Origin of the sequence: Longimicrobium sp. (assembly GCF_036387355.1) — a bacterium.
Lineage (GTDB): Bacteria > Gemmatimonadota > Gemmatimonadetes > Longimicrobiales > Longimicrobiaceae > Longimicrobium.
In genome coordinates this window covers 1-6,832 of record NZ_DASVTX010000045.1, presented here as the reverse complement: position 1 = coordinate 6,832, position 6,832 = coordinate 1, and the positions used below count along the sequence as shown (strand labels likewise).

General features: G+C 74.2%; 5 protein-coding genes. 1 reads left to right on the top strand and 4 read right to left on the bottom strand.

Annotation, left to right across the window (positions count from 1 at the left end; all coding sequences use genetic code 11):
• The coding region (locus VF665_RS02260) for a lipopolysaccharide biosynthesis protein (protein ID WP_331051771.1) at nucleotides 1-1,011 on the top strand (1,011 nt) is incomplete at its 5' end.
• Here the strand turns inward: VF665_RS02260 and VF665_RS02255 are convergent.
• The 4 genes from VF665_RS02255 to VF665_RS02240 form a co-directional block, all read right to left on the bottom strand.
• Nucleotides 954-1,829: a polysaccharide pyruvyl transferase family protein gene (locus tag VF665_RS02255; RefSeq protein ID WP_331051770.1), complete on the bottom strand. Its 876-nt coding sequence runs from the start codon at nucleotides 1,827-1,829 to the stop codon at nucleotides 954-956. The two genes, VF665_RS02260 and VF665_RS02255, sit on opposite strands and share 58 nt — an antisense overlap.
• Nucleotides 1,822-2,946 (bottom strand): glycosyltransferase family A protein, encoded by a 1,125-nt coding sequence (locus VF665_RS02250; RefSeq protein WP_331051769.1) that lies wholly within the window; start codon nucleotides 2,944-2,946, stop codon nucleotides 1,822-1,824. Before VF665_RS02250 ends, VF665_RS02255 begins: the two co-directional genes overlap by 8 nt.
• Before the next feature lie 222 nt (nucleotides 2,947-3,168).
• Nucleotides 3,169-5,358 (bottom strand): putative bifunctional diguanylate cyclase/phosphodiesterase, encoded by a 2,190-nt coding sequence (locus VF665_RS02245; protein WP_331051772.1) that lies wholly within the window; start codon nucleotides 5,356-5,358, stop codon nucleotides 3,169-3,171.
• 199 nt (nucleotides 5,359-5,557) lie between these two features.
• A partial coding sequence (locus VF665_RS02240; RefSeq protein WP_331051768.1) for a M20/M25/M40 family metallo-hydrolase occupies nucleotides 5,558-6,832 on the bottom strand: 1,275 nt, incomplete at its 5' end.

Below are 6,832 nucleotides of genomic sequence, written 5' to 3'. Positions count from 1 at the left end.
GGCCTGGCGCTGCGCCCCGGCGACGCGCGCGTGCCGCTGCTGGCCATGGCGGCCGCGGCGCTCGCCTCGCTGGCGCTGGCGCCGCGCGTGCCCCGCGCACCGGCCGCCGCGCCGGGCGCCCCGGTCCGCGTGGCCGAGCTGTGGGCGTACGGAATGCCGATGTCGGTGGCCGCGCTCGCGTCGTACGTGCTGGCGGCCTCGGACCGGCTGATCGTGGCGACGCTGCTGGGGCCGGCGGCGGCGGGGGCCTACGCCGTGGCGAGCGTGATCGCGGACCGCTCCATCGGCGTGCTGCTCACCTCCGTGGCATCGGCCACCAAGCCGATGGTGTTCGCGGCGTGGGAGCGCGGCGGCGCGGGCGAGGCGCGCGCGCTGCTGGAGCGGGTGGCGGGGTGGATGATGGCGCTGGCGTTTCCCGCCGCCACGCTGCTGGTCTGCGCGCCGGCGGCGGTGGCGCGGGTGCTGGCGGGGCCGGCGCTGGCGCCTACGGCCGCGCGGGTCCTTCCGTGGGCGGGGGCCGGCGCGCTGGTTTCGGGGCTGCTGGCGCTGCACTTCGGGCTGGCGTTCCAGATCACCCGGCGCACGCGCCAGATGGTTCTGGCCATCGCGCCCGCGGCGGCGCTGAACGTGGCGGCCAACCTGGTGCTCATCCCCCGCTACGGGGTGATGGCGGCGGCGTGGACCACGCTGGGCGGCTGGATGGTGGCGCTGGCGGCGGCGCTCTGGCTGGGGCGCCGCCACTTTGTCGTTCCCTTTCCCCTGCGCCACGCGGCGCGGGCGGCGGCCGCGTGCGTACCCATGGCGCTGTTCGCGCGGTCCATGGCGCCGCACACCGTCGGCGGGACGGCGGCGCTGCTGGCCGGCGCGGGCGCGGTGTACGCCGCCGCGGCGCTGGCGTTGAACGTGGCCGGAGCACGCACCGCGGCGGCGTCGCTGCTCGCGGGCGGGGCGGGTCAGCCGGCGACGAACTCCGTGCAGCGGCGGACGAGCCCGGGAACCAGCGCGCGGTAGGCGTCGGGGTTGGGCGGCGGGTCCTCCGGGTCCCACCGGCCCTGCCCGTTCACGAACGCGCGCGGCGCGAGGTGGTGGGCCAGCTCCAGCGCGGGCTGCTGGCGGCTGAGGTCGGAGAGGAACGGGATGAAGAGCACCGGCGTGCCCATGGCCAGGCAGGGCAGCGCGCAGTGCAGCCGCGTGGTGACTACGGCCCGCGCCGCGGCGTAGAGGGACAGCAGCGCCCTGGCCCGGTCCATCCGCGCCGCCGCGCCCGCCGTGGCGACGTCGATGTGATCGACGACGACGGGCGGCCGGCGCGTGCGGGCGGAAAGGGCCGCCACCAGCTCCGCCGGAAGGCCGCATGCCACCACGCGGTCTCCCACGGCGGCGGGGTCGCGCGGGGGAAGGGTCAGGGTGAGGCAGCCGGAGTACTCGGCGTCCACGCCGGCGCCGCGAAGGAGCGCGAGCGTGTGGGGGTCGCGCGCGCCCACCGGCCCGTGGCGCCGCAGCCATCCCGCGTTGCGGCGCGAAAGCACCACCCGCGCGGCCGTGCGCCACGAGGAAAGGCGCCCGGGGCGGCGGTCGTTCAGGTGAAATCCCACGAGCAGCGGATCGATCTTGTGGTGCGGGGGCCAGCGCCGCGGGTGGTGCAGAAACCACCCGGCCAGGATGACGCGCGTGCGCCCGCTGCCGCCGGGATCGGCGTCCAGCTGTTCGCGGCACACCAGCCGGTCCACGCGGGGAAGAAAGCGGCGGGCCGCCAGGCTCTGGATCTCGTCGCCCAGGTTGTACGACGTGTGGCTCAGCAGGCCGAACTGGCGGGCGGCGTCAGACACCGAGCGCCCGCGGGCCGGGGCGGGGAAGCGGGGCGTCCGGCCCGTCGGCGCGGAGGACGGGATCCGTGTCCGCGCCCGGGGGGAGCGGGACCATGCCGGCGAGCAGCGGGCGGGCCGGCCACTCGCAGGGAACGTGGTCGGGAAAGCGGTCCGCCATCCGCCGGTCGCGGAGCCGCGCGCGGGTGGCCAGGGTGCGGCGCAGCAGGCGCGGCGCGGCGGTGGCCAGCGCGGCCCACGCCAGCGCGGCGGCGCTCTCGCGGTTCCATCGCAGGCCGCCGTGGGCAACCAGGCGGCGCAGGATGCCCGGCGAGTGGCCCGCCCACATGCGCGGCGCGCCGATGCAGAACAGCACCCGCGGCGACACGGAGCCGCGAACGGGCCCCGGCGCCCCGGCCAGGAGCGGCTCGTACGGCTCGCCGCGGTCCATGGCGTCGTGGCAGTCCATCATCCGCGCGATGGCCGTTTCCATCCGCTGCTGCGTGGTGGCCGCGCGCGTGCTGGAGCCGTGAAAGCGGAAGCGGTACAGCTGGTCGGGGAGCACCACCACCCGCCCGGCGGCGGCAAAGCGCAGCATCAGGTCGTTGTCTTCCCAGTAGTCGCACGACTCGCGGTAGCCGCCGATGCGGTCGAACACCTCGCGCCGGAACAGCACCGACCCGTGCGGAAAGGGCGGGCCCCAGCCGGGGTGCGCCAGCCGCCAGCGGTCGCGCCCGCGCACGGTGCGGGTGCGCGCGTCGATCCCGTCGCACAGCGTGCCCACCAGCACCACGCCGGGGTCGGCGGAAAGCACCCGCAGCTGGCGGCGGAGCCGGTCGGGGTGGGAGATGTCGTCGGCGTCCATGCGCGCCACCAGCTCGCCGCGGGCGGCCCGCACCACCCAGTTGGAGTTGCCGGCGGGGCCCAGCACCTCCGTGCCCTCGTACAGCCGCACGCGCGGGTCGCGCCGGCTCCAGCGCCGCAGCACGTCCACCGAGCCGTCGGTGGACGCGTCGTCGCGGATCACCAGCTCCAGGCCGGCGTGCGTCTGGCCCAGGATGCTGCCGATGCTTTCGTCCAGGAACGGAAGCGCGTTGCGCACCGGCATCACCACCGAGACGAACGGCGCGGGAAGTCGCATCGGGCGGGGGCGGAAAGGGGCGGCCAAGGGGCGGCGTTGGGCGGGAGACGGCAACCTGTCCCCTCCCCCGCAGGGGCGCAAGACTGGCGGACCGCGCAGAACGAAAGCCGCGTCATCCTGAATTCATCCGCCAGACAGAAAGGTCACGGAGGAACGCGCATCGCTCCCCCGTGACCCCATCGAAACTCCCCCCACGGCCTCCTGAGAGGCAGGAAAGGCCGGCTACCAGCTCGGCTCCGTGTCGAACAGCGCCTCGATCTGCTCGGCGGGCACGGGACGCGAGAAGAAGTAGCCCTGCCCGTACTCGCACCGCAGCGTGCGCAGTTCCGCCAGCAGCTCGGGGCTTTCGATCCCCTCCGTGACCACGGCGACGCCCAGCGCGTGCGCCATGGCGACGATGGTGCGCACCATCTGCAGGCTGCCGCCGCCCTCGGGGCCGGCCACGAACGAGCGGTCGATCTTGAGCGCGTCCATGGGCAGGCGGTGCAGGTAGCTGAGCGACGAGTACCCGGTGCCGAAATCGTCGATGTGAAGCTGCACGCCCAGCTCCTTGAGCCGGGCCAGCGTCTCCATGACGGGCGCCGTGTTGTACAGGATCACGCTTTCCGTGATCTCCAGCTCCAGCGTGTGCGGCGGAATGCCGGTGCGGCGCAGCGCGGCCTCCACCCGGCTCACCAGGTTGCGCGCCGTGAACTGGCGCCCGGACAGGTTCACCGCCATCCGCAGTTCCGATCCGCCCGGCCGCGCCTGCCACTGCCGCAGCGTTTCGCACGCCTCGTCCAGCACCCACAGCCCGATGGGGACGATCAGCCCCGTCTCTTCCGCCAGCGGCACGAACTCGTCGGGGAGGATGAGGCCGCGCTCCGGGTGCTCCCACCGCGCCAGCGCCTCGAACCCCGCGATGCGCCCCGTGTCCAGCCGCACGATGGGCTGGTAGTACACGCGCAGCTCGTTGCGCTCCAGCGCGCGGCGCAGGTCCGTCTCCAACTGCAGCCGCGCCATGGCCCGCGCGTGCATGGCGGGGTCGAACACCTGGTAGTGGCCGTCGCCCTTGTCGCGGGCGCGCATCATGGCCATCCCCGCGTCGCGCAGGGCGTCCTCGGGCGTGCGGTAGTCCCTGCCGCCCAGAACAATACCGATGCTGGCGCCCGTGTACACGTCGCGCCCGTGCAGCGTGAACGGCTCCGCCAAGGTGCCGCGCACGCACGCCGCCACGTGCGTGGCCTCCGTCATCCCGACGACTTCGTCGATGAGCACGGCGAACTGGTCGGGGCCCACGTGCGCAATCATCGCCTCGGGGGGCACGCATTCGCGCAGCCGCTCGGCCGCGGCGCGCAGCAGTTCATCCACCCCCGTACGCCCCAGCGTGTCGCCCACGAGCTGAATGCGGTCCAGCTCGATGGCCACCAGGGCAAAGCCGGTGGGGCCGCGCAGGGCGTGCTCAATGGCCAGCTCCAGCCGGTGCGTGAGCAGGCCGCGGTTGGGAAAGCCGGTGACGGGGTCGTAGAAGGCGTTGCGGAGAAGCTCGTGCTCCAGCTGCTTGCGGTGCGTAAGGTCTTCGCAGCAGGTCACCAGCGCCACGGGCCGGCCCAGCGCGTCGTGCACCACGTCGCTGCGCAGCAGGACGGGGAAGGTAGACCCGTCCTTGCGCACGTTGATGGTTTCGCGGCTCCAGCTCCCCACCTCGTTCAGCCGCTCCGGCCGCAGCGGCCTGGCGTGCTCCGCCGGGGCAAAGATGCGCGACGAGCGGCCCACCAGCTCCTCGGTGGTGTAGCCGTGCATGCGCGCGTCGGCCGGGTTGCTGTACAGGATTCGCCCGTTCACCCCGGTGATGGTGACGCCCAGCTGCATGGTTTCCACCGCCTTGCGCAGCATGCGCAGGCTCACGCCCGTGCGCGTGCCGCGGGCGGCGGCCGCCAGCGCCTGGTCCATGGCCGACGCGCCGGTGCTGGCGGAGGCCAGGAGCGTGGCGAACCCGGCCAGCGACGACAGGGTGTCGGCGTCCTCCTGCGTCCACGCGCGGGGCATGCGGTCCGCCACGCAGAGCGCGCCGGCCACGCGCCCGTCCGCGTCCAGAAACGGGACGCCGGCGTACCCCACCTCGCCCAGCCACAGTGCCGGCTCGGCGCGCACGGCCGGGTGCTGGCGCGCGTCCTCCAGCAGCAGCGGCAGCCCGCCCTGCACCGTGACCCGGCACAGCGAGCGCGACAGCGGCGCCTCGCGGCGGGCGCGCCACTCGTCCCCGGTGCCCGCGGTGTACGGCGCGCGGCCGTCCACCAGCGACACCACGCACACGGGCGCGGACATCAGCCGCGCGGCAAAGCCCGCCAGGCGGCGAAAGCCGGAATCCGGGTGGTCATCGGGGGAAAGCAGCGCGGCGAACCGGGGGGCGCCGGGCGCGTGCGGAAGCATCACGGACGTGGCGGTCGCGGGAGCGTGGCCGTCGGCGCCGAGCGGGAATCGCGGGCGCGCAGCCGGGGGGGAAAGCACAGTCGTGGCATTTGACGAACAAACGTAACATCCCGTCACCTGCTCCGGTATGGGTCACAAACGGAGGCCGCCCGCCCCGGAGTTCCGGGGCGGGCGGCTCGTCATCCGTCTACCGGGACGGCTACTGGCGGCAGGGGGCGTTGGGGTCCTGCCGCGGCCCGTTTACGACGAGGCGTTCCGGGCGGTTGGCCACGTCCAGCGCAATGTCGTGCAGAAACGAGGCGACGCGGGCCGTGTGCTCGTAGTCGATGTACTGCGGCTCGTCCGTCACCATGTGGTAGTGGGGGTGGTACCCCAGCGAAAAGTAGGTGATGGGAATGCCGTACCGCGCGTACATGAAGTGGTCGCTGCGGCAGTACCGGTTGGCCGGGTGCCCCGCCGCGTCCCAGCTGTAGTCGATCTGCATGGGGTTGGGCCGGCGCGCGTTCAGCGCGTCGATCAGGTCGCCCAGCTGGGTGCTGAGGCGGCGCGAGCCGATCATCTGCAGCGAGTACGGGCCGCCGTTGGCCACTTCCGACGCGCGGCCGTGGCCCACCATGTCCATGTTCAGCACGGCCACCATGCTGTCGCGCGGAACGGTGGGGTGGTCCGTGAACCACTGCGAGCCCAGCAGCCCGGACTCTTCGGCGGTGTGGGAGATGAAGATGACCGAGCGGCGGGGGCGGGTGCCGGTGGCCGCCATGCGCTGGGCGATCTCCAGCAGGGCCACGGTGCCGGACCCGTCGTCGTCGGCGCCGTTGTAGATGGAGTCGCGCCGCGCCGGGTGCAGCGCGCCCAGCGAGTCGCGCAGCGCGCGGATGCGGGCGGCCTGCGCCGCGTTGGGCGTGCCCGCGGGGTCGTTGGCGCCCTGCGGCCGCATGACGGTGTTGTACGCGATCAGCGAGTCGTGGTCCACCGCGCGGTCGGCGAAGCCCTCGTGGTCGTTGTGCGCGCTGATGCCCACGTACTGCCCGCGCAGCGCCGGGTCGGAGCCGCGCAGAATGGCGATCACGTTGCGCGCCGGCGCTTCGGTGGGGCGCGGCGTGTAGTCGAAGGCGGCGTTCACCCGCGCGCGGCCCGCGGCGCCAGGCTGCATGCCGTCCAGCGACGCACCCAGCAGGCGCTCCGCCACGGCGCGGGTGACGAGCACGCCGCCGGGGCCCGTGGACGGGATTTCAGACGGATCGGTGAGCCCGGCCTGCTGCGCCATGGGCAGGTTGCGGATCCCCTGCGAGCTGATGTCCAGCGAGGCGACCACGATGGCGGCGGCGCTGGGGAGCGAGGGGCGGGGCGCCAGCCAGATGCGGTAGTTGGGCTGGCCGTTCTGCACCGGGGGGAGCATGACCACCACCTTGCCGGCGGCCTGCCGGTCGGTGATCATGGCGCCGCCCAGCGTGCCGCCGAACACCACCTCGGC